The organism is Nocardia sp. CY15 (genome assembly GCF_009829295.1).
Taxonomy (GTDB): Bacteria; Actinomycetota; Actinomycetes; order Mycobacteriales; family Mycobacteriaceae; genus Nocardia; species Nocardia sputi.
In genome coordinates, this window is sequence record NZ_VUOT01000020.1 from 1 (window position 1) to 20,606 (window position 20,606).

General features: G+C 69.3%; 20 protein-coding genes. 14 read left to right on the forward strand and 6 right to left on the reverse strand.

Annotated features, from left to right (window positions below):
• The 4 genes from GVY39_RS20870 to GVY39_RS20885 form a co-directional block, all read right to left on the reverse strand.
• Window positions 1–728 (reverse strand): cytochrome b (locus GVY39_RS20870; RefSeq protein ID WP_201296027.1); only part of this gene is annotated, 728 nt, incomplete at its 3' end.
• The gene (locus GVY39_RS20875; RefSeq protein WP_159927374.1) at window positions 725–1,897 is read right to left on the reverse strand and encodes a ubiquinol-cytochrome c reductase iron-sulfur subunit; all 1,173 of its coding nucleotides are present in this window, start codon (window positions 1,895–1,897) and stop codon (window positions 725–727) included. The genes GVY39_RS20875 and GVY39_RS20870, both read right to left, overlap by 4 nt.
• Before the next feature lie 97 nt (window positions 1,898–1,994).
• On the reverse strand, window positions 1,995–2,858 hold the full coding sequence (locus tag GVY39_RS20880; RefSeq protein ID WP_159927111.1) for a c-type cytochrome: 864 nt from the start codon (window positions 2,856–2,858) through the stop codon (window positions 1,995–1,997).
• Window positions 2,859–2,943: 85 nt separating this feature from the next.
• A complete protein-coding gene (locus GVY39_RS20885) occupies window positions 2,944–3,555 on the reverse strand; it encodes a heme-copper oxidase subunit III (RefSeq protein ID WP_159927113.1) in 612 nt (203 codons plus the stop codon).
• A 198-nt stretch (window positions 3,556–3,753) separates the two neighbouring features.
• On the opposite strand from GVY39_RS20885, the gene GVY39_RS20890 reads away from it, so the two are divergent.
• Both GVY39_RS20890 and trpD read left to right on the forward strand, forming a co-directional pair.
• Window positions 3,754–4,194 (forward strand): hypothetical protein, encoded by a 441-nt coding sequence (locus GVY39_RS20890; protein ID WP_236565575.1) that lies wholly within the window; start codon window positions 3,754–3,756, stop codon window positions 4,192–4,194.
• Between the two features lie 480 nt (window positions 4,195–4,674).
• Window positions 4,675–5,736 carry an anthranilate phosphoribosyltransferase gene (trpD, locus tag GVY39_RS20895; RefSeq protein ID WP_159927115.1) on the forward strand — a complete coding sequence of 354 codons (1,062 nt, stop codon included), beginning with the start codon at window positions 4,675–4,677 and terminating at the stop codon, window positions 5,734–5,736.
• Between the two features lie 33 nt (window positions 5,737–5,769).
• On the opposite strand, the gene GVY39_RS20900 is transcribed toward trpD, so the two are convergent.
• Both GVY39_RS20900 and GVY39_RS20905 read right to left on the reverse strand, forming a co-directional pair.
• Window positions 5,770–6,045 (reverse strand): Lrp/AsnC family transcriptional regulator, encoded by a 276-nt coding sequence (locus tag GVY39_RS20900; RefSeq protein WP_159927117.1) that lies wholly within the window; start codon window positions 6,043–6,045, stop codon window positions 5,770–5,772.
• A gap of 5 nt (window positions 6,046–6,050) precedes the next feature.
• Window positions 6,051–8,078, reverse strand: a complete 2,028-nt coding sequence (locus GVY39_RS20905; RefSeq protein WP_159927119.1) for a DEDD exonuclease domain-containing protein — start codon at window positions 8,076–8,078, stop codon at window positions 6,051–6,053.
• Between the two features lie 595 nt (window positions 8,079–8,673).
• On the opposite strand from GVY39_RS20905, the gene GVY39_RS20910 reads away from it, so the two are divergent.
• The 12 genes from GVY39_RS20910 (at window position 8,674) to GVY39_RS20965 (ending at window position 20,484) form a co-directional block, all read left to right on the forward strand.
• A complete protein-coding gene (locus tag GVY39_RS20910; RefSeq protein ID WP_159927121.1) occupies window positions 8,674–9,243 on the forward strand; it encodes a C40 family peptidase in 570 nt (189 codons plus the stop codon).
• 257 nt (window positions 9,244–9,500) lie between these two features.
• Window positions 9,501–10,526 (forward strand): NlpC/P60 family protein, encoded by a 1,026-nt coding sequence (locus GVY39_RS20915; protein ID WP_159927123.1) that lies wholly within the window; start codon window positions 9,501–9,503, stop codon window positions 10,524–10,526.
• A gap of 135 nt (window positions 10,527–10,661) precedes the next feature.
• On the forward strand, window positions 10,662–11,660 hold the full coding sequence (locus GVY39_RS20920; RefSeq protein ID WP_159927125.1) for a hypothetical protein: 999 nt from the start codon (window positions 10,662–10,664) through the stop codon (window positions 11,658–11,660).
• A 101-nt stretch (window positions 11,661–11,761) separates the two neighbouring features.
• Complete coding sequence (locus GVY39_RS20925) at window positions 11,762–12,889, forward strand: glycosyltransferase family 4 protein (protein ID WP_159927127.1); 1,128 nt, start codon at window positions 11,762–11,764, stop codon at window positions 12,887–12,889.
• 29 nt (window positions 12,890–12,918) lie between these two features.
• A complete protein-coding gene (locus GVY39_RS20930) occupies window positions 12,919–13,302 on the forward strand; it encodes a polyketide cyclase / dehydrase and lipid transport (protein ID WP_159927129.1) in 384 nt (127 codons plus the stop codon).
• A 37-nt stretch (window positions 13,303–13,339) separates the two neighbouring features.
• Window positions 13,340–13,777, forward strand: a complete 438-nt coding sequence (locus GVY39_RS20935) for an SRPBCC family protein (protein WP_159927131.1) — start codon at window positions 13,340–13,342, stop codon at window positions 13,775–13,777.
• A 23-nt stretch (window positions 13,778–13,800) separates the two neighbouring features.
• Window positions 13,801–15,084 carry an ArsA family ATPase gene (locus GVY39_RS20940; protein WP_159927378.1) on the forward strand — a complete coding sequence of 428 codons (1,284 nt, stop codon included), beginning with the start codon at window positions 13,801–13,803 and terminating at the stop codon, window positions 15,082–15,084.
• Complete coding sequence (locus tag GVY39_RS20945; RefSeq protein ID WP_159927133.1) at window positions 15,074–15,499, forward strand: hypothetical protein; 426 nt, start codon at window positions 15,074–15,076, stop codon at window positions 15,497–15,499. The genes GVY39_RS20940 and GVY39_RS20945 overlap by 11 nt, the downstream gene beginning before the upstream one ends.
• Window positions 15,496–16,506 carry an ROK family protein gene (locus GVY39_RS20950; protein WP_159927135.1) on the forward strand — a complete coding sequence of 337 codons (1,011 nt, stop codon included), beginning with the start codon at window positions 15,496–15,498 and terminating at the stop codon, window positions 16,504–16,506. The genes GVY39_RS20945 and GVY39_RS20950 overlap by 4 nt, the downstream gene beginning before the upstream one ends.
• A 177-nt stretch (window positions 16,507–16,683) precedes the next feature.
• The gene (locus GVY39_RS20955; RefSeq protein WP_159927137.1) at window positions 16,684–17,415 is read left to right on the forward strand and encodes a 1-acyl-sn-glycerol-3-phosphate acyltransferase; all 732 of its coding nucleotides are present in this window, start codon (window positions 16,684–16,686) and stop codon (window positions 17,413–17,415) included.
• Window positions 17,416–17,594: 179 nt separating this feature from the next.
• Window positions 17,595–19,154 carry an alkaline phosphatase gene (locus GVY39_RS20960; protein ID WP_159927139.1) on the forward strand — a complete coding sequence of 520 codons (1,560 nt, stop codon included), beginning with the start codon at window positions 17,595–17,597 and terminating at the stop codon, window positions 19,152–19,154.
• A 52-nt stretch (window positions 19,155–19,206) separates the two neighbouring features.
• The gene (locus GVY39_RS20965) at window positions 19,207–20,484 is read left to right on the forward strand and encodes an FAD-binding oxidoreductase (RefSeq protein ID WP_159927141.1); all 1,278 of its coding nucleotides are present in this window, start codon (window positions 19,207–19,209) and stop codon (window positions 20,482–20,484) included.
• The last annotated feature ends 122 nt before the right edge of the window (window positions 20,485–20,606 follow it).

Sequence of the window (20,606 nt, forward strand, 5' to 3'; positions counted from 1 at the left end):
TTGTTCTCCGTGCGCCCCGGGCCGGGGAACTGGGTGTGCTTCTGATACCACACCAGCGCCACGTGCGCGGCGATCAACGCCAGGATGATGCCCGGGAACAGCAGCACGTGCGCGATGTACAAGCGCGGGATGATGATGTCGCCGGGGAAGTCGCCGCCGAACATCAGCCAGTGCATCCACGTGCCGATGATCGGGATCGAGATCGTGATCCCGGAGAACGCCGCCCGCAGACCCGTGCCCGAGAGCAGGTCGTCCGGCAGCGAGTACCCGAAGAAGCCCTCGAACATCGCCAGGATCAGCAGCAGCGAACCGATCACCCAGTTCGCCTCCCGCGGCTTGCGGAACGCGCCGGTGAAGAAGATCCGGAACAGATGCACGATGATCGACGCCGCGAACAGCAGCGCCGCCCAGTGATGCACCTGCCGCACGAACAGGCCGCCACGCACCTCGAACGAGATGTTCAGCGCCGTCTCATACGCCCGCGACATGGTCACACCGCGCAACGGCTGATACGCGCCGTCGTACACGACATGACTCATCGAAGGATCGAAGAACAGCGTCAGGTAGACGCCCGACAGCAGCAGGATGATGAAGCTGTAGAGCGCGATCTCGCCGAGCAGAAACGACCAATGCGTGGGGAAGACCTTGTTGATCGATCGCTTCATGAACGCCGCGGCGCGATACCGCTCGTCCGCCTCGTTGGCTTGGGCTGCGACAGAAGGACTCATGAACGGCGCTCCCAGTAGGCCGGGCCGAGCGGCTCGATGAAGTCGCCGTTGGCGACCAGGAAGCCCTCAGCGTTGACGGTGATCGGCAGCTGCGGCAGCGCGCGAGCGGCGGGACCGAAGATCGGCTTGCCCCACTCGGTCGCGGAGAACTGCGACTGGTGGCAGGGGCACAGGATCCGGTTGGTCTGCTGCTCGAACAGCGAGGTCGGGCAGCCGAGGTGGGTGCAGATCTTCGAGTAGGCGAAGTAGTCGCCGTAGTTGAAGCTCTCCTGCCCCTTACGCTTGATCGCCTTCTGCGCGTCTTCGGTGCGCAGGCGGATCAGCATGACGGCGTTGCGGATACCGCGCAGGGAGTCCAGCGTGGCGTGCTCGTCGCCGCGCCACTTCTCCTTCCACGGGAACACCGTCTCCATCGCGCCCGCGTCCAGATCCTCCGGACGCACCAGCACCACGTCGTCGGGCCGACCGGTGTCGCGCCGGATGTAGATGGTCTCGCCCGGGAAGTCCGGAGTCCAGCCCGAGACCCACAGCGGCGACTTGTCGCCCTTGGCCCAAGGATTCTTGATCAGGCCGCCGACGAACACCAGCAGCGCACCGACGCCGAGCACACCGACGCCCGCGCCCGCGGTGCGGGTGATCATCTTGCGACGTCCCAGGGTGGAGGTGTCCAGCGCGTCCTGCAGCTCGGCGACCAGGGTGCGGCGCTCGACCTCCGGCGACGGACCGTCGTGCCGCTGCTGGATGGACAGCTCGGCGGGGATGAACAGTTTGCGGATCAGCACCACCGCGACGCCGATGACCAGTACCGAGATGCCGAAGGTCAGGCCGACCAGCGGGGTGAACAGCGAGTAGGCCACGTGGCCGTCCTCGTTCTTGCCCTTGAACTCCCACGGCCAGAACAGGAACACGCCGACCAGCGCCGCTGCCGCGATGCCCGACACGGCGAACCAGAAGCTCACCGCGCGCTCGGCGCGCTTCTCCGCCCGGGTGCCCGGGATCGGGAAGCGCTCGCGGCGGTAGGCGACGTCGACGCCGTCGCGCTCGGTACCGAGCTTGACCAGCTCCTCGCGCGTCATCTTGTCGAGGTCCGCCTCGGTGGGCTCCGCCGGAGTCGCGTTCACCGGCTGCTCCTTCGACTGCTGCGCGTGGCCCTCATCCGGGCGACCCATGTCGTCTCGCTCCTTATTGCTCATGACCTGTGTCCTTTCGGCATGACCGGGGCGCCCTCCGTGGTCACGCGAGCTGCCTGCTCCGGGCGCTGACCGGTCATGACCGGGATCCGATCCACATCGCGGCGCCGACCACGAGCGTGATACCGACCACCCAGATGGCCAGGCCTTCGGTCGCGGGACCGAAACCACCGAGATCCCAGCCGCCCGGGCTGTGCTCCTCGGTGGCGTTCTTGACGTAGGCGACGATGTCGCGCTTTTCCTCCGGGCTCAGCTGGCGGTCGGAGAACTTCGGCATGTTCTGCGGGCCGGTGAGCATTGCGGTGTAGATCTGCTGTTCGCTCGCGGGTCCCAGCGGCGGTGCGAACTTGCCGGAGGACAGCGCGCCGCCGCGTCCGGTGAAGTTGTGGCAGGACGCGCAGTTCATCCGGAACAGCTCCGAGCCGCGGGCGATGTCCTCACCGCGCAGCGACTCCTGGGCGATCTCGCCGTTGGCGTCGCGGATCACGGTCGGGCCGCCACCGTTGGCCGCCACGTACGCGCTCAGCGCGTCGGTCTGGTGGGCGTCGAACTTCGGTGGCTTGCGCTCCGCCTGGGCCTCTTGGGCGGCCATCGGCATACGGCCGGAGGACACCTGGAAGTAGACGGCGGCCTCGCCGACGCCGATCAGGCTGGGACCGCGGTCGACGACACCCTGCAGGTTCGCGCCGTGGCAGGTGATGCAGGACGTGTCGTAGAGCTGCCTGCCCTCGCGGATCAGCGCGGACTGGTCCTCGTTCGCTGTGGCGCGCTGCGGGTCCGGCGTGAAGGCCGATGCCAGGAAGCCTGCTCCGACGAGGCCCACCAGCAGCGCAAGCCCGCCCGCGATGCGACGGCGAACGCGGCGCTGCCTGCGCGTCTTGCTGGCCTGGCCGTTCCCGTGCGTGGCGGGCTCTGGCGCTGACGGGGGAGATGAACTCATCTGTGTCCCTTTGGAGTAGACGGAACCGACTTGTGCGAAAGATCTTGGGTTCAGCCGCACCCGCTCGGCGGCGCGGCGTCCACGATCAGCGGACGAAGTAGATCGTGGCGAACAACCCGATCCACACGATGTCGACGAAGTGCCAGTAGTAGGAGACGACGATCGCCGCGGTGGCCTGCGCTGGGGTGAACTTGCTCACCTTGGTGCGGGCCAGCAGGAACACGAACGCGATCAGACCGCCGATGACGTGCAGACCGTGGAAGCCGGTGGTGATGTAGAACACCGAGCCGTAGGAACTGCTGGAGATCGACGTCCCCTCGTGCACCAGGTTCATGTACTCGTAACCCTGGCCGAGGACGAAGAACGTGCCCATCGCCAGCGTGACGACGTACCAACGGCGCAGGCCGAACACGTCACCCTTCTCCGCGGCGAAGACGCCCATCTGGCAGGTGAACGACGACGCGACCAGCACGGCCGTGACCGGCACGGCGAGCTTGAGGTTCAGCTCGGTCGGCTCCGGCGGCCAGTTACCGTTCGCCTGGGCGCGCGCGACGAAATACATCGCGAACAGGCCTGCGAAGAACATCAGCTCGCTCGACAGCCAGATGATGGTACCGACGCTGACCATGTTGGGCCGGTTCAGCGAATGCACACGCTGGGTAATGGCCGATCCTGGGGTCCCTACTGCGGTCGTCACGGGGGTAAGTATGACTCGTCGTAGTACGACGCCAGTACCCGGGTACGAAACTCGTTCCTCCGTGTCGAAAAACGCAGGGAAGGGCGGGTGATCGACCAGGCGGGGCGCAGGCTGAGCTGCGCGGCGGACCCTGGAACCGGTCGCACCCGCGACCGAACGCCCGGTCAGCATGACAGGCCCGGGTAAGGAGAACCTGAGATGGAGACGAATGTGGCAGCACGATTCTGGCGACGGCTGCGGCGGCGGGACCGGAGCACAGCCCTCGAGCTTCACCAGGCTGATCTGGTCGTCGTCGCGTCGAGCTTCGACGACGCGGAGGCGTGTTCGACCGCGCTGGCGCGCGCGACCGACCTGACACCGGACGCACCAGCGGTGCTGCGGCACCACCTGCGCATCCCACCACGGCACATCGAGACCGTCTGCGCGATCGCCGCGCAGGACGGATACACCCCCGCCCCGCCCGTCGGCGGACCGGGCACCGACGCACTCGAGACGGTCATCCTGCAGCGGGTCCAACTCCTCGACGCCCTGCACTGCTCGCAGGAGCGCTCGCGCATGGCCGGCCTCGCCCAACGCCACGACGGCACCGCCGACGGTTGGGACGCCTTGCAACCGGGGCCACATCAGCAGGAGCCGTAAGCAGACGGCGGCGCCGTCACCGCCGACGGCGAACCCGGGTCGTGCGATTGCCGACCCGACCACCCACCCCGACCCCCGTTTCCAGCGAAGCGAAACCGAGCATGTGCCGTTCGCGGCCCGGCTCGCGTCCGATCGGCCGTCGCGTGGGCGACGAAGAAGCAAGTGGCGACCACTCCGGCGCGAGCCACCAAAGCCGCGAACACCCAGCGACCCAGCCTCCGGACAAACCAGCACTGTCCGGCACCCGCCCGAGTGGCGACCGCACACGCCACAGACACCGGCGCCACCCACCCAACAGCCGACCCACGTCGTGCGCTTACCCCCTCACGGGACCACACCAGCTCGACTCCAGGTTTCGAGCGAAGCGAGACCGAGCATTGGCCACGAACACGCCGCGACGCAGTCGCGGCAAATACAACCCAGCTAGGCTGCTTGCGGACGAAACTGGTGCGCGAACCAGTGTGACGGGAGATGTGTGGAATGAGCGTGCGCAGCTGGCCCCAGGTGCTCGGAATCCTCGCCGACGGTGGCGACCTGGCCGCGGACGACACGGCGTGGGCGATGAACGAGATCATGTCCGACAACGCCACCCCCGCGCAGATCGCCGCGTTCGGCGTCGCGATGAAGATCAAGGGCCCTACGCCCGCCGAGCTGACCGGTCTGGCCGCGGGCATGCTCGACCACGCCCGGCTGGTCCGGATCGATGGCGACGCGGTCGACATCGTAGGCACCGGCGGTGACCGGTCCGGCTCGGTGAACATCTCCACCATGTCCTCGATCGTCGTGGCAGCGGCGGGCATTCCCGTGGTCAAGCACGGCAACCGGGCCGCGTCGTCGAAGAGCGGCGGTGCGGACGTGCTGGAGGCGCTGGGCGTGAAGCTCGCCCTCGGCCCCGAGGCGGTGGCGCGGTGTGTGCGGGAGGTCGGTATCGGCTTCTGCTTCGCGGCGGTGTTCCACCCCGCTCTCCGGTACGCCGGGGCGGCGCGCAGCCAGATCGGCATTCCAACGGTCTTCAACGTGCTCGGGCCGCTGACCAACCCCGCGCAGCCGCGTGCCGGCCTGGTCGGCTGCGCGTTCCCCGAACTGCTGCCGGTGATGGCGGGCGTGTTCGCCGAACGCGGTGCGAGCGCGCTGGTGGTGCGCGGCAACGACGGGCTCGACGAGATCACCACCTCGGACACCACCGAGGCGTGGATCGTCTCGGGCGGCCGGACGCGCCGGACCACCATCGATCCCACTCGCATCGGCGTCCCCCGCGTGGATCTGGACGCGCTGCGCGGCGGTGATGCCGAGGTCAACGCGGGTGTGGCCCGCGATGTGTTCGCCGGTCGCGCCGGCGCGGTACGGGACGCGGTACTGCTGAATTCGGCCGCCGCGATCGTGACCTACGACTGGTCGCGCGGCGCGGGCGATCCGGAGGCGGACCTGCATACCGCGCTCGCCGCCGGCATCGACCGCGCCGCCGAAGCGATCGACACGGGCAGCGCCGCCGCGCTGCTGGAGCGCTGGGCGAAGCTGACGCAGACGCTCGGCGACGCCTGAACCGGCGCACGGAGCGAGCCGTCACCCGCCGGGCTACTCGCCCAGCGAGAACCCGGCTTCGACTTCGGCGCGCGAGTACGACTTGAACGCGATGTGCGTCGTGGTGCGCACGACGCCCGGCGTCTTGTCGATCCGGCCGGTCACCACCTCGGCTATCTGCTCGTGGTCGCGCACCCGCACGATCGCGATCAAGTCCACGTCACCCGCGCAGGAGTAGACCTCGGCGACGCCCTCGGTGTCCGCGACCGCTTGCGCGGTCTCGGGGATGCGGCCGTTGTCGGCGTGAATCAAGACGATCGCGGTAATCATGGTGCTCAGCCTAAGCGGTCGAGGTAGGCCTGTTCGGTCGGTTGGGCGCGTACCGCCGCATCGGCGAGATCCGCCCAGCCGAGCCACCGCGCCGCGCCGAATATCGGCTCGCGGTATCCCTCGGCGGTCCGCACGATCCGCACCCCGGGCCGCGCCAGCCAGCGCGCGACCAGCGCCACCTCTTCCGGCGAGGCGCCGCGCAACGGTGGGGCGTCGTCCAGGTACGCGGCGGCCTGATCCGAAGCATCGGGGCGCGATCCGACGAGCATCGACGACTCCGACAGCGGCGCCATCTCTCGGGTCGAGCGCGCCGATGCGGCCGGTGTCGAATTCTCTTGCCGCTGTGCGTGCGTCGGGTCGGCGGTGGGCGGATGCGGCGCTGTGGTGCGGTGCGAAGCCTCCGCCCCGGCTGTCACAAGGGGTTCCGTAGTCGGCTCGGCATGGACGTGTCCTAGCGTCGTCTCCCCGGCCGGATGTGCCTCGACGAAAACCCCTGCCGGAACCACGGTCTCGGCGGACGCGACGATCTGTTCCACGATTGGCATCGGCGGCACGCCGCGCGGGGCGGTGCCCGCGCCGGCTAGACGGCCGTACCGGATGACCGCGAACTCCCATCCGCCGTTGTCGTCGGGATGCGCGGCGACCAGTTCGGCTATGCGTGCCACCGCGGCCAGTCGCTGTGTACGGCGCAGCGCGCGCACCACCCGGGCCGCGCGGTCGCGCACGCCCGCGGCCGCTTCGAAGTGCTGTGCCCGCGAATGGGTTTCGATGCGATCGAGCATGGAGCGGATCGGCGCGTCGCTGCGCCCGGCGAACAGCGCGCGCACGAGCGCGGGCGCGGGGGCGTACTCCGCCATATCCGACACCCTTCCCCTCGATCCCGCCGGACACCCGCCGACGAGCGTGGGCGGACATTCGTGCACCGCCCTCCGGGACAATCGCGTCGTGCAGGTGCGCAGCCCGGTGAACTCCGCGATGATCAGGCCGAGGTCGGCCGCGTCGTTACGAGAGTTGAACGGTCCCAAGGCGTCCCGCGTGGGTTCCCGCACCACCGAGAACCGGGGGAACGGCTCGTCGGTGAGGGTGAGCCACCAGGCCCGCTTCGGGAACTTGGACCGGCGATTGTAGGGCGGGGTGTGCGCCACCAGCAGCCGCAGTTCGCGCACCCCCGCCTCGAGCGCGTGCGCGCACACCACATGGTCGACCCGGGTCGCCAGCGACACCATTTCCTTCATTCGGCCCCGGGTCTCCGAACCGGTGAAGTAGTTACGGACGCGTCGGCGCAAGTTCACGGCCGTCCCTATATATAGGACTTCATCGGAAGGACCGCGGAACAGATACACGCCCGGACCGGCGGGGAGATCGGCCGCGAGGACGCGTTTGGATCGCTGCCGGGGGGTGATGTCGGGCAGATAGTCGAGCAGCTCGGTGAGACTGTGGACGCCCTGGTTCCCGACTCGTCCGATGAGCGCGTGCAAGACGTCGACGGTCGCACGGGCGTCTTCGAGGGCGCGGTGGGTGGGCTGTGTGGCGGCGCCGAGCAACCGGGCCAGCGAGCTCAATCGCACCGAGGGCGCTTCGTCTCGGCCGAGCACCCGCCGGGCCAGTTTCACGGTGCACAGCACCGGCGCGGCCGGCCACGCGGTGTCGCACTGCGCCGCGGCGGCGCGCAGGAACGCCATGTCGAACCGGGCGTTGTGCGCGACCAGCACCGCGCCCGACGCGAATTCCAGGAAGCCGGGCAGCACCGCCTCGATCCGCGGGGCGGCGTACACCATCGCGGTGGTGATACCGGTGACGTGCACGACGGCGGGCGGTATCGAGCGTCCCGGGTTGACCAACGTCGCGAACTCGCCGAGCACCTCCCCGCCGCGCACCTTGACCGCGCCGATCTCGGTGATGCCGTCCGCCCCGGGACTGGTGCCGGTGGTCTCCAGGTCCACGACCACGAACGTGGTGTCGTAGAGCGGGGTGTCGAGCTCGTCGAAGGCCAGTTGCTGGGCAGCGGCGGGGCGCGGCGCGGGGTCGGACACGGCGTGCAGCGTAGGGCCACGGTCCGACAGGAACGGGGCGTCCCAGCGCGCCCTGATATGCCCGAATGACACCGGGGGGATTCGAGCGCGGTACCCGGGAAATGATCTAGAAATGCGCAAATGAGATCCAGATCACAAATCAGAGAAATCTGTATCAAACATTGCGGCGAGTCCATCGAAATGAGAGTGATCTAGGCCGGGCGTGTCGGCCGCCGGTGGCTCTACAGCGTACAAACCGGCGACCGTAGTGCGATTTACGGCCAATTTTCCCTTGCGACCTGCCTAAACGCTCGCCAGACCACCGCGCGGCGACCAACCGGTTCCACCCACTGCATCCGGCCGCGGAGCGGGCTTACTTCTCGCGATTTCGCAGTCGTTATCTTTTCGTGATGCGCTGGGACGCATCTCACACCGAATCGACCGCCAATTGTTGAGCGACCCCTTTTCGCATTCCCTCTGCCTTTACAAATCACCGTGATGTGTTCGTAACCTTTTCGAGACCTCACGGAGTCCGCCGCACCCACCGGTGCGGCGCCGACGAAGTCCGCGGCACCACCGGGTGCGGCGTCGTGAGGCAGATTGGGAGTACCGCATCATGACGACCAACGCCGTCAAGCGTCACGCACAGCGCGCTGTTGCCGCCGGGGCCGTCGGCGCTGCCACCCTCGGGGCGTTCCTGCTTCCGGCAGCGCCCGCGTCTGCCCAGCCGGTGACCATCCCCGGTGTGGGAACCTTCGAAGTCCCGAACGAACTCCCGGTTCCGCCGGCGCTCCCGGGCGTCGAGCTGCCGGGTCCCGCTCCGCTTCCCTTCGCCGCGCCCAAGAGCTCCGGCGAAGTCGCCCTCGACGCCGCTCTGAGCAAGGTCGGCTCGCCGTACGTCTACGGCGCCGCGGGCCCCAACTCGTTCGACTGCTCCGGCCTGGTCCAGTGGTCCTACCGGCAGGCGGGCGTCGAACTGCCGCGCACCAGCGGCGCGCAGCTCGCCGCGGGCAGCCCCGTTTCGGTGGACGACCTACAGCCCGGCGACCTCGTCTCCTTCTACGGCGGCGGCCACTCCGGCCTGTACGCCGGTGACGGCAACGTGGTGCACGCGGCCACCTCCGGTACGCCCGTGCAGGTGGCGCCGATCTCCTCGATGCCGATCGCGGGCGCTCGCCGCTTCTGAGAAGCAGCTGGTCGGGCCGCACCCGCGCGGCCCGACCGCACCACGGCCCTGTGATCGTTTCGTGCTCTACTGGACACCGACGAGGACCGTTCCGTAACCTAACCGAGACCTTCGATTGATTACCCCGGTTCGCGGCTCGCAAACCACGGGTTCGAACGAAGGCCGATGCGTCGGTTTCACGAGAGATCGCTTCACGAGAGAACGGGGCACTGCGGGCTGTGGCTGAACATCACCGGAGACAGCGAACCAAACGTCTCATGGGAGGAGGGCTGGCAGCCGGGATGCTCGCCGCCGCTCTCTACAGCGGCGCTCCGGTTGGCGCGGATCCGGTCGCCCTCCCAGCGACGGCCTCCGAAGCCGTGCAGCGGATGATCGATCTGTCTCGTCAGTCCGAACAGCTCAACCAGCAAGCGCTGGGAGCGGAAGCCGAACTCGAGGCCAAGCTCGCCGTACAGCGTGACGCCGATGCCCGGCTGGCCGCGAGCACCGACATGGTCGATCGCGCCCGCGACGAAATCCGGCGGTATCAGCCGGTCATCGACCGCACCGCGATCGCCGCCTATCAAGGCGCCCGCACCAACCGCCTGTTCGCCGTGCTGGTCAGCGACTCACCGCAACAACTGCTCGACCAGATGTCCACACTGGACGTCGTCTCGGCGCAGACCTCCGAACAGCTCGACCGGTACGACAAGGCCACCGACGCCGCGACCGCGGCCGAATCGGCGGCCCGCGCCGCCGCCGACGCCGCCCGTTCCGCCGCGCAGAAGGCCGAGGCCGTGCGCATCGATCTGGAACACAAGCGCAGCGATCTCGGCGGCGCCATCGCCGAGGTGGTGCACGCTTGGGGCGCGCTGTCGGCGAAGGACAAGTCGGCCCTGGCCGGCTCGCCGTTCCCACCCGGGTTCGACCGGGACACCCTCCTGCAGGGCCTCGTTCCCGGCAGCGGCACCAGCGCGCTGGCGGCGGGCCTCACCCGCGTCGGCGACCCCTACGTCTGGGGCGCCACCGGCCCGGACAAGTTCGACTGCTCCGGCCTGGTGCAGTGGGCGTTCAAGCAGGTCGGCAAGAACGTGCCCCGGACGAGCTCGCAGCAGGCCGGTTACGGCACGCCCGTCGCCCAGAAGGATTTGCAACCCGGCGACGTCGTCTTCTTCTACTCGGACATGTCGCACGTCGGCATCTACGCGGGCAACGGTCTCATGCTGCACGCCTCCACCTTCGGCGTCCCCGTCGCGGTCGCGCCCATGGGCTCGACGCCGTTCCATTCGGCTCGGCGATACTAGACGCCGTGAGCGAGCCAATCAGCGGCATTGCACTACCCGCGGCACAACCGACCGGCGACGGGCGACCGTGACCGACCCGCGCGGTCGATACGGCACCCTGGGCCTCGGCACCGTGACGGCGGCGGTGACGTGCCGATGACCGGTTTGCGCAGCTTGCGCGCATGGTGGTCGGCGCGACGGCGCTTCGAGTTCTGCCTCACCGTCGCGATGGTGATGGCGCTCACCGGCGTATGTGTCGCGTTGATCATGTTGCCCAACACGGTGCTTCCGAAACCGCGGGCCGCCGAACCCGGCACCGCCGAGGCCGTCGGCCAAGCGGCGGCCGCCGATCCGCGACTGGCCGAGGTGCGGCGCCTCATCGAACCGTTCGGACCGATCATCGCCCGCGAGGTGGCGACCGGCGACGGACGGCAGTCGGTGGTCGTCGGGCACCCCGACCAGCGGAGCGACATCGAGGTCCTGGAGAGTGCGCTCGCCGACGCCATCGCCGCGGTGACCGACGTGTGGGGTCCGAGCTGGGCGCAGTCCGCGCTCGTCGTCGTCGCCTCCTCCCCGTCCGAGTTCGCCGCCCTGGTGCGCTCGGCCGGCCTCCTGCCCGCCGAAGTCGCCGCCGCCTCGGTCGCCGACCCGTTCACGCCGGGTACTCGACCCACCGGCCAGCGCGTCGTCTTCGGTCCCGACGCGGGGCGCCGCCTCGATCCCGAGGGCATGGCCACCCTGCTGCGGCACGAACTCACCCACATCGCGGCCCGCGCCGACACCGTCGACGGCGCCCCGCTGTGGATGCTGGAGGGTTTCGCCGACTACATCGCGCATCACGGCCAGGGCGAGCGGTTCACCGATATCGCCCCCACGCTCACCGCCCATGCCCACGCCGGCCGGATCCCCGAGGTTCTGCCCGCCGACGCCGACTTCTCCGGCCCCGACGCCGCGCTCACCTATGAAATCGCCTGGTCGATCTGCGCTTTCGTCGCCGAGAAATACGATCAACCCCGCCTCGTCCAGCTCTATCACCGCATCGCGGCTGGCAAGCAGGACCCGGCTGGCGAAGAGCTCGTCCTCGGCGAAGTACTCGGCACCACCCGCACCGCTTTCCTCGACGACTGGCGTTCCTGGCTCCGAGCAGTCGCGTAGGCCGAGACAGAGCGAGCGGCGATCGCTCGGACGCGAGCCACAAGGGGCCACGAACACGCCGCGACGCAGTCGCGCAGATCCGACACAGTATTTTGTTGCGCATGGCCCGAACTTTGCTGGTTACCAATGATTTCCCGCCGCGGCCGGGCGGTATCCAGTCGTATCTGCAGGCGTTGGCCGGTGAGCTGCCGCCGGATGACCTGGTTGTCTACGCTCCGCGCTGGCGTGGCGACAGTCATCTGAAGTTCGATGCCGAACAGAAATTCCAGGTCGTTCGCCATCCCACGACGCTGATGCTGCCGACTCCGCTCGTGCTGCGCCGGGCCACGCGTCTGCTGCGGAGCGAGAACTGCGACACGGTGTGGTTCGGGGCGGCGGCGCCGCTGGCGCTGATGTCGCCGGCGCTGCGCCGTGCGGGCGCCGAACGCATCCTGGCCAGTACCCACGGTCACGAAGTCGGCTGGTCGATGGTGCCGGGAGCCAGGCAGGCGCTGCGAGCCATCGGCGAGCACACCGACGTGGTCACCTACGTCAGCCGCTACACCCGTCGCCGATTCGCCTCCGCGTTCGGTGCGAACGCGGCGATGGAGTATCTGCCGCCCGGGGTGGACACCGATGTGTTCCGTCCGGATCCGGCGGCGCGGGCGGAGCTGCGCGAACGTTACGGCCTGGGCGACCGTCCGACCGTCTTGTGCCTGTCCCGGCTGGTGCCGAGGAAGGGCCAGGACGCGCTGATCCTGGCGATGCGCGAGATCCGCGAGCGGGTCGAGGGCGCGGTGCTGGTGATCGCGGGCGGTGGCCCCTTCGCGGACAAGCTGCGCGCCCTCGCGGTCGCCGCGGGCGTCGACGACGACGTGGTGTTCACCGGCCGCGTCCCGTCCGGCGAACTGGCCGCGCATCACACGCTGGCCGACGTCTTCGCGATGCCCTGCCGGACCCGGGGCGCCGGCCTGGACGTGGAGGGTCTCGGCATCGTCTACCTGGAAGCGTCCGCGTCGGGCGTTCCGGTGGTGGCGGGCAATTCCGGCGGCGCGCCGGAAACCGTGATCGAGGGCGAGACCGGGCGCGTGGTGGACGGCCGCTCCGTGCGGCAGATCGCCGACGCGGTGGTGGAGATCCTGTCGGATCGGGATGCCGCCGCACGGATGGGCGCGGCGGGGCGCGCGTTCGTCGAGCAGCAGTGGCGCTGGGACAACCTGGGCGCGCGCCTGCGACAGCTGCTGCGGTGATCCGCGTCGCATCTACTACGCTCAGCGGAGTGAGCAGTATCCAGGTCGCAGATCAGACCTTCGTCGCCGCATCGGGGGCCGCCGTGGCCGAGCTGCTGGCGGGACCGAACACGTGGCGCCGCTGGTGGCCGGACCTGGACTTGGAGGTCCGGGAGGACCGGGGTGAGAAGGGCATCCGCTGGTCGGTGGCCGGGGCGCTGACCGGGACCATGGAGGTGTGGCTGCAGCCCGCGCTCGACGGCGTGATCCTGCACTATTTCCTGCACGCCGAACCGCGGCCCGCGCTGCCCGTTGGCAAGCTCGCCGCGGCCAACCGGGCACGCCGGGTCGCCGGCAAGAACATGTCGTTCGAACTGAAGTCCCGGCTGGAGGCGGGTCGTCCGGCGGGCGTCGCTCCCGCGCCGCTTTCTTGATCCACCAGCACCGACGCTGAAAGGAATCGCTGTCCGCATGGCCGACAGGACCCAGAGATCGATCGTCATCGAGGCCCCGTCGCAGCAGGTGATGTCCGTCATCGCCGATCTGGAGTCCTACCCGGAATGGGTCTCGGCGGCGAAATCGGTCGAGGTGCTGGAAGCGGGGCCGGACGGTCTGGCCAGGACCGCGCGATTCGTGCTGGACGCCGGGGTGGTCAAGGACACCTATGTCCTGTCCTACGACTGGCGCGCCGATCGCAAGGCGGTCAGTTGGCGGCTGCTCAGCGGTGAGCTGCAGAAGGCGCAGAACGGCACCTACGAGCTGATCGATCGGCCGGGCGGCGGCACCGAGGTCGTGTACACGCTGACCGTCGACCTGAACATCCCGATGATCGGCATGTTCAAGCGCAAGGCCGAGAAAGTGATCACCGACACCGCGCTGAAGGAACTGAAGAAACGGGTCGAAGGCTGACCGCGCACCAGACCCGGGTCGAACTGTTCATCGGCAAGGGTGGGGTAGGCAAGACCACGCTCGCGTGCGCCACCGCCATGGCCGAGGCCGGAGCGGGCCGTCGCGTGCTGGTCGCCTCGCTCGACCAGGCGCACTCACTGGGCGACGCGCTCGGCTTCCGTTTCCCGCACGACCCGGGCACCGTGACCGGTGTCGCCACCGTGCTGCCCGGACTGGACGTGATCGAGGTGGACTCCCTCGCGCTGCTCGAGGACCGGTTCCGCGACGTAGTGCGGATGATCTCGACCGGCCGCGGGCACGAGCACGGTATCGATCTCGCCGCGCTGAACCCGGCGGAGCTGACCGGATTGCCCGGCGTGCAGGAACTGCTGATGCTGGTGGAGATCGCCCAGTTCGCCGCCGAGGACGACTGGGATCTGATCGTCCTCGACTGCCCGCCGTCGGCGGACATGCTGCGCATCGTCACCGCGCCCGGCACCCTGCTCGGCTACGTCGAGCGGATGTGGCCACCGCATGCCAGGGCGATGAGCGCCACCGGCACCGACCTGCGCCGCGCCGTGCTCGCGGCCACGGTCGAGCGGATCGTCATGGCCGTCACGGAGGTTCGCGATCTGCTCGCCGACCACCGGCGCACCGGAGCGCGGCTGGTCACGGCGCCCGAGCGGGTCGCGGTGGCCGAATCGGAGCGGGTTCGTTCCGCCGCGGCGCTGCTTGGCCTGCGGCTGGACGCCGTACTGGTCAACAAGGTGCTGCCCGACCTCCCCCCGCCCACCGATCCGGCCGGAGCCGAACATCCGGCCGTGCAGTGGTATTCGCACCGGCGGGCCGAGCAATCGGAGGTCATCGCGGATTTGCGGAGCAAGATGCCGGGTATTCCGGTGGTGATCGCGCAGCACACCGGTCCCGAGCCGATCGGGCTGAATTCGCTGGCCGCGCTGTCACGGGCGATGGAGTCGGCGGGCGATACCGGCGACGCTGCGCTTATGCTGAGCGACAATCAGACGGAGGTCGACGCGAGTTCCGGCGAACCGCTGGTTCTCCGGGAATCCGGCACCGGATTGCAGTCGGTGTACGCGCTGCGCATGCACCTGCCGGTGGTCGACGCCGCCACGTTGCGCCTTGGCCGAGTGGAGGACGATTTGATCGTGGGAGCGGACGGTGTCCGGCGCCGGGTGCGCCTGGCGCCGGTATTGCGGCGGTGCACGGTCGACAGCGCCGAACTCGATGACGAGTTCCTGGTGATCCGCTTCCGGCCCGATCCGCGGGTCTGGGCGCACGCGTCCGAAAGTGACGGACATGACCGGTGATCCGCATTCGCCCGAGAGCGACGGGCCCGACGGCCGCACCGCGCCGGACGGCGTCGCCGAATTCGCCGAGGAATTGAAACTGCTGGCCGAGGCGGTGCTGGAACGGGTCGAGCCGGTGCTGCGCCGCGCCGCCGACGGTCAGGTCGAGTGGTCCAGCTGCAGCTGGTGTCCGGTGTGCGCCGCCGCGGCGCTCGTGCGCGGTGAGCACCACGACGTGCTGGCCGCGCTGGCCGATCACGGCACCGCGATCGTCACCGTGCTGCGCGAGGCGCTGGCGGGGGTGCCGGTCGAACCGGTGATGCCCACCGACGCCGACCCGGAAACCGGTGCGCCGCATCGCCACGGTCGACGCGAGGACGCCGAGGACGGCGAAGGCCCCGGTTACGTCGACATTCCCGTGACGATCAAGGTATGACGCAGCAGATGGCCGATACGCGACCGCTGACCGTCGGAATCGATGTCGGCGGCACCAACATCCGGGCGTCGGTGATCGACGACAGTGGCGAGGTGCTCGACACCGTCCAGGCTCCGACGCCGCATTCCGCGCGGGCGCTGGAGGACGCGCTGGACCATGCCGTGCGCGACCTGTCCGGCAGGCACCCCATCGGGGCGGTCGGCCTCGCGGTCGCCGGGTTCATCAGTGGTGATCGCTCCACGGTGCGCTTCGCCCCGCATCTGCCCTGGCAGGACGCGCCGGTCGCCCAGCGCCTCACCGAACGACTGGAACTGCCGGTGATCCTGGAGCACGACGCCAACGCGGCGATGTGGGCCGAATACCGGTTCGGCGCCGCCGCGGGCGGACACAACGTGGTCCTCATCGCGATCGGCACCGGCATCGGCGCCGCCCTGCTGATCGACGGCCAGCTGTATCGCGGCTCGCACGGCGTCGCGCCGGAACTCGGTCACCTGCAAGTGGTTCCGCAGGGTCGGGCCTGCCCGTGCGGCAAGCGTGGGTGCTGGGAGCGGTATTGCAGCGGAACCGCACTGGCCGAAACCGCGATCGAGATGCTGGCCAGCGACCCGGTGCGGTCGGTGCTGGCCAGGGATGTAGCACGCGATCCCGGCTCGCTGACCGGACGGCGGGTCGCGGGCGCGGCGCAGGACGGTGACCCGCTCGCGGCACGGGTGATGGCCGACTTCGCGCGCTGGCTCGGGCTCGGACTGGCGTTCGTCAGCGACATCTTCGATCCGGATCTGGTGGTCATCGCGGGCGGCGTCAGCAGTTCGGCGCCGCTTTTCCTCGACGAGGCACGCGAGGAGTACGCGCGCGCGATCACCGGCGCCGGGCACCGGCCGCTGGCCCGCATCCGGACCACCCAGCTCGGGGAGGCCGCGGGCATGATCGGTGCCGCCGATCTCGCCAGGGCGGCCCTGCCCACTGGAGCGCACAAGCCCGCGCGGATCGCGCGGACCCACCGTTGACGCCGGAGCGCACGACCTCGCGGCGTGGCGCGACACGCCGGTGTCCACCATCGGTCGGCGTGGGGGCCGAAGTGTGGTGAGATTCGCCGCTGCGGTTGGATGTGATCTTGCACCAACGGTAAAGTCGGGATTTGACGCAGGTGCCCGCTACTATCCCGGTCCCGGGGGAAGGACGTCATGTTCTACTGGCTGCTGAAGTTCGTGCTGCTGGGACCGTTCATTCATCTCTACAATCGGCCTACGGTCGAGGGTGTGGAGAACATTCCGGCGGACGGGCCGGCCATTATGGCGGGTAACCACCTCTCCTTCGCCGATTGGTTGTTCGCTCCGTTGCTGAGTCCGCGGCGGATCAACTACCTCGCCAAGGCCGAGTATTTCAACACCCCCGGCATCAAGGGCCGGTTCCAGAAGTTCTTCTTCAGCGCCTCGGGCCAGTACCCGATCGACCGCAGCGGCGCCGACGCCGCCGAGGACGCGCTGAACGCCGCCCGCAAGCTGCTCGACCAGGGCCGCTTGGTCGGCCTCTACCCGGAGGGCACCCGCTCCCCCGACGGCCGCCTGTACAAGGGCAAGACGGGCCTGGCCCGCCTGGCGCTGGAGACCGGCGTTCCCGTCATCCCGGTCGCCGTCATCGGCACCGACCAGGTCAGCCCCCCCGGGCCGTTCCGCTGGCGCCGCAGGAAGGTCACCGTCAAGTTCGGCGAGCCCATCGATTTCTCCCGCTACGAGGGCATGGGCGGCAACCGCTTCGTCGAACGCGCCGTCACCGACGAGGTCATGTACGAACTCATGCGGCTCACCGGTCAGGAGTACGTCGACGTCTACGCGCACAGCCTGAAGGAGGGCGTACCCAGCGGCAGCCGCCCCGCGGCCGTGTCCGTCCGCATTCCCGACACCGCCGCGGGCTGATCCAGTTCGTCTCCGGCCCCGAGACCGCACGGTCTCGGGGCCGTTTCGTGTCCGGCCCCGGGCGATACGCTGAGCGAGCGATAACGCGACAGCGAGAAGCACTGAGGCCGAGCGCCTATTGGCCGCACGGACCCAGCCCGTTCACGTGGCGTTGACGTAGTTGCGCCAAGGTGTCCCACATGACTGGCTCAGGACCATCCCGGCGCACCGTCTTACGGGCCTCCGCGCTCGGACTCGTCGCAGCCCCGGCGCTGGCGGCATGCGCTCCGGACAGCGGCCCCGGGCTGGTCCGGCCGCGACCGGTGCTCACGCACGGCGTAGCGGTGGGCGACCCACGCGCGGACGGCGCACTGATCTGGGCCCGCGCCGATCGTCCCGCCACGTTGATCGTGGAAACCGCCGCCACGGAATCGTTCACCGACGCCAAGCGTTTCACCGGTCCGTTGCTCACACCGGATTCCGACGGCACCGGCCGGGTGCGGGTCGACGGGCTGCCCGCGGGACAGCTGGTGCACTACCGGGTGACCCTGCGAGGCGAGGACGACGCCACCTCCGAACCGGTCACCGGCGTCTTCCGCACCGCGCCCACCGCCGCGGCGGACATCAGGCTCCAGTGGTCCGGCGACGTCGCGGGCCAGGGCTACGGCATCAACCCCGACCTGGGCGGTATGACGATCTTCGCCACCATGGCCGCCCGCGACCCGCACCTGTTCCTGCACTCCGGCGACTCCATCTACGCCGACGGACCGCTGAAGGAATCGGTGGCCCTGCCCGACGGACGGATCTGGCGCAATATCGTAAGCGAGGCGAAAAGCGCTGTCGCGCAGACATTGGACCAATTCCGCGGTAACTACGCCTACAACCTGACCGACGAGAACTACCGCCGCTTCAACAACTCGGTCGCCCAAGTGGTGCAGTGGGACGACCACGAGACGGTGAACAACTGGTACCCCGGCGGACTCGTCGCCGAATCCAAGGGCTACACCGAACGCGGCATGGACACCCTCGCCGCCCGCTCGTGGCAAGCCTTTCACGAGTGGATGCCGCTGGAGCCGAGAGAAGCGGTGGACGGTCGCCTGTATCGCAAGATCGCCTACGGTCCGCTGCTCGACGTCTTCGTGCTGGACATGCGCACGAACAAGGACGCCAACGACGCCAACAACGGACCCAACGGCCGCATTCTCGGCCCGGCGCAGACGCAATGGCTGATCGACGGCCTGCGCGCGTCCACCGCCACCTGGAAGATCATCGCCAACGACTTGCCCCTCGGCGTGATCGTCCCGGACGGCGAACAGAAGAACACCACCGCCTACGAAGGCTCCGCCAACGGCGACCCCGGTGCGCCGTCGGGCCGGGAACGCGAGATCGCGCAGGTGCTGTCGTCGATCAAGGCGAACGAAGTGACCGGCGTCGTGTGGCTCACCGCCGACGTGCACTACACGGCGGCGCACCGCTATTCGCCCGAGCGCGCGGCCTTCACCGACTTCGACGAGTTCTGGGAGTTCGTCTCCGGTCCGCTGAACGCGGGCGCGTTCGGCCCGAACCAGCTGGACGGGACATTCGGCCCGGAAGCGGTCTACGTCCACGCGCCGCCGGCGCAGAACAGTTCGCCGCTGGACGGCTTTCAGCATTTCGGCGAGGTGCGCATCGACGGAAGGTCGAGGGAACTGACCGTCGACCTGTGCGATGCCGCCGGATCCGTCCTGTTCAGCAAGAGCCTTGCGCCCGCCTCGCGATAGCCCCCGAGTTCGGGGAAGCGGCGCGGGCCGCGCTGTGGTTAGCTTTTGGGCCATGAGCACGCCGCAAACTGTCTCCAACGCCGAGGAATACCTCCCCCGGGACACCGCCGATGTCGTTCGCACGGTACGGGATTCACGCGGCCGATCGGAACGGCTGATGGTGCGCGGTGGAGAGCTGCTCGACGAGGGGCTCACGCTGCCCGCCCAGCCGACCGTGGTGTCGCTGCGCCGGATGAATCAGGTGCTGGACATCAACCTGGGCCGGCGCACCGTCCGGGTGCAGGCGGGCGCCAAACTGTCCGACATCGACCGCAGGCTCGGTGCGCACGGTCTGGGCCTGCCCGTCGTCGGCGACCACCGAGACATCACCGCGGGCGGCTTCGCCTCGGTCGGCGGCGTCAGCGCGGCCTCGCACAAGCACGGCCTGTTCATCGACCAGATCGTCGATCTGGAGTACGTGGACACCGACGGGCGCATCGGCACCTGCGGGCGCACCCACCACACCGAGCGCTTCGGGCGCATCCTCGGCGCGGGCGGGCGCGCCGGCATCATCACCGCGCTCACGCTGGACGCGATCGAGATCGACAAGGACCGCACCTGGCTGACCACCGACGCCGACCGGTTCCTCGACTTCGACTCCTTCGTCGAACACGCCTACGCGGAGATCGCCCGGCCCGGCAACGCCGAGCTGCAAGTCGGCCGCTGGGTCGACACCGCGCCGCTGAAGGTGGCGCGTCCGGTCGGCACCGGCCACGTGCAGCTGGGCACGGTGCGCTTCGGACAGTGGTCGAGCCTGTACCCCACCGCGCCGACCCGAGGACTGCGCGCTCGGCGCGAGGTCGGGTCGCGGGCGCGGAAATCCCTCGGTGCCATCGCCTCCGCCGCACCCGGAAAGGCGGGCATGCCGGTGCGCAACGCGGCCGCCGGCGCGGTGTTGTTCGCGCCGAAGGTCCAGACCCTGCGCGATGCCGAATATCTGGCCGACACAGCCCTCAGCTCGTCCGAGCGTGGTCCCGCCTACCGGGTAGGCGTTTTCGCGCCCCTGTCGAGCTATACGTCGGTGTTCTACCGCCTCCACGATCTGTTCGCCGGGCACCGGGAACGCACGGGCTGCTTCACCGTCATCTCGGCGATGACCTACGGCGTGCGCTCGCGCTACCTGCGCGCGGAATCCGCCGCCCGCGGCCTGCCCCCCGAAGACCACGGCCTGATCACCTTCACCTGCCGCCTGCGCCCCGCCGCACTGCCCTCCGAACTGCTGCGCGACATCATGTCCGGAATCGAGGAGATCTGCCGCTCGGAGAACGCGCTGCGGTACGAGGCCGAGTGATTTTGCAGCGCCTTCGGCGCTGCGTGTTCGCGGCCCCCTTGGGGCTCGCGTCCGAGCGACCGCCGCTGGCGACTTCGTCGCGGACGCGGCGGCCACTCGGACGCGAGCCGGGCCGCGAACGG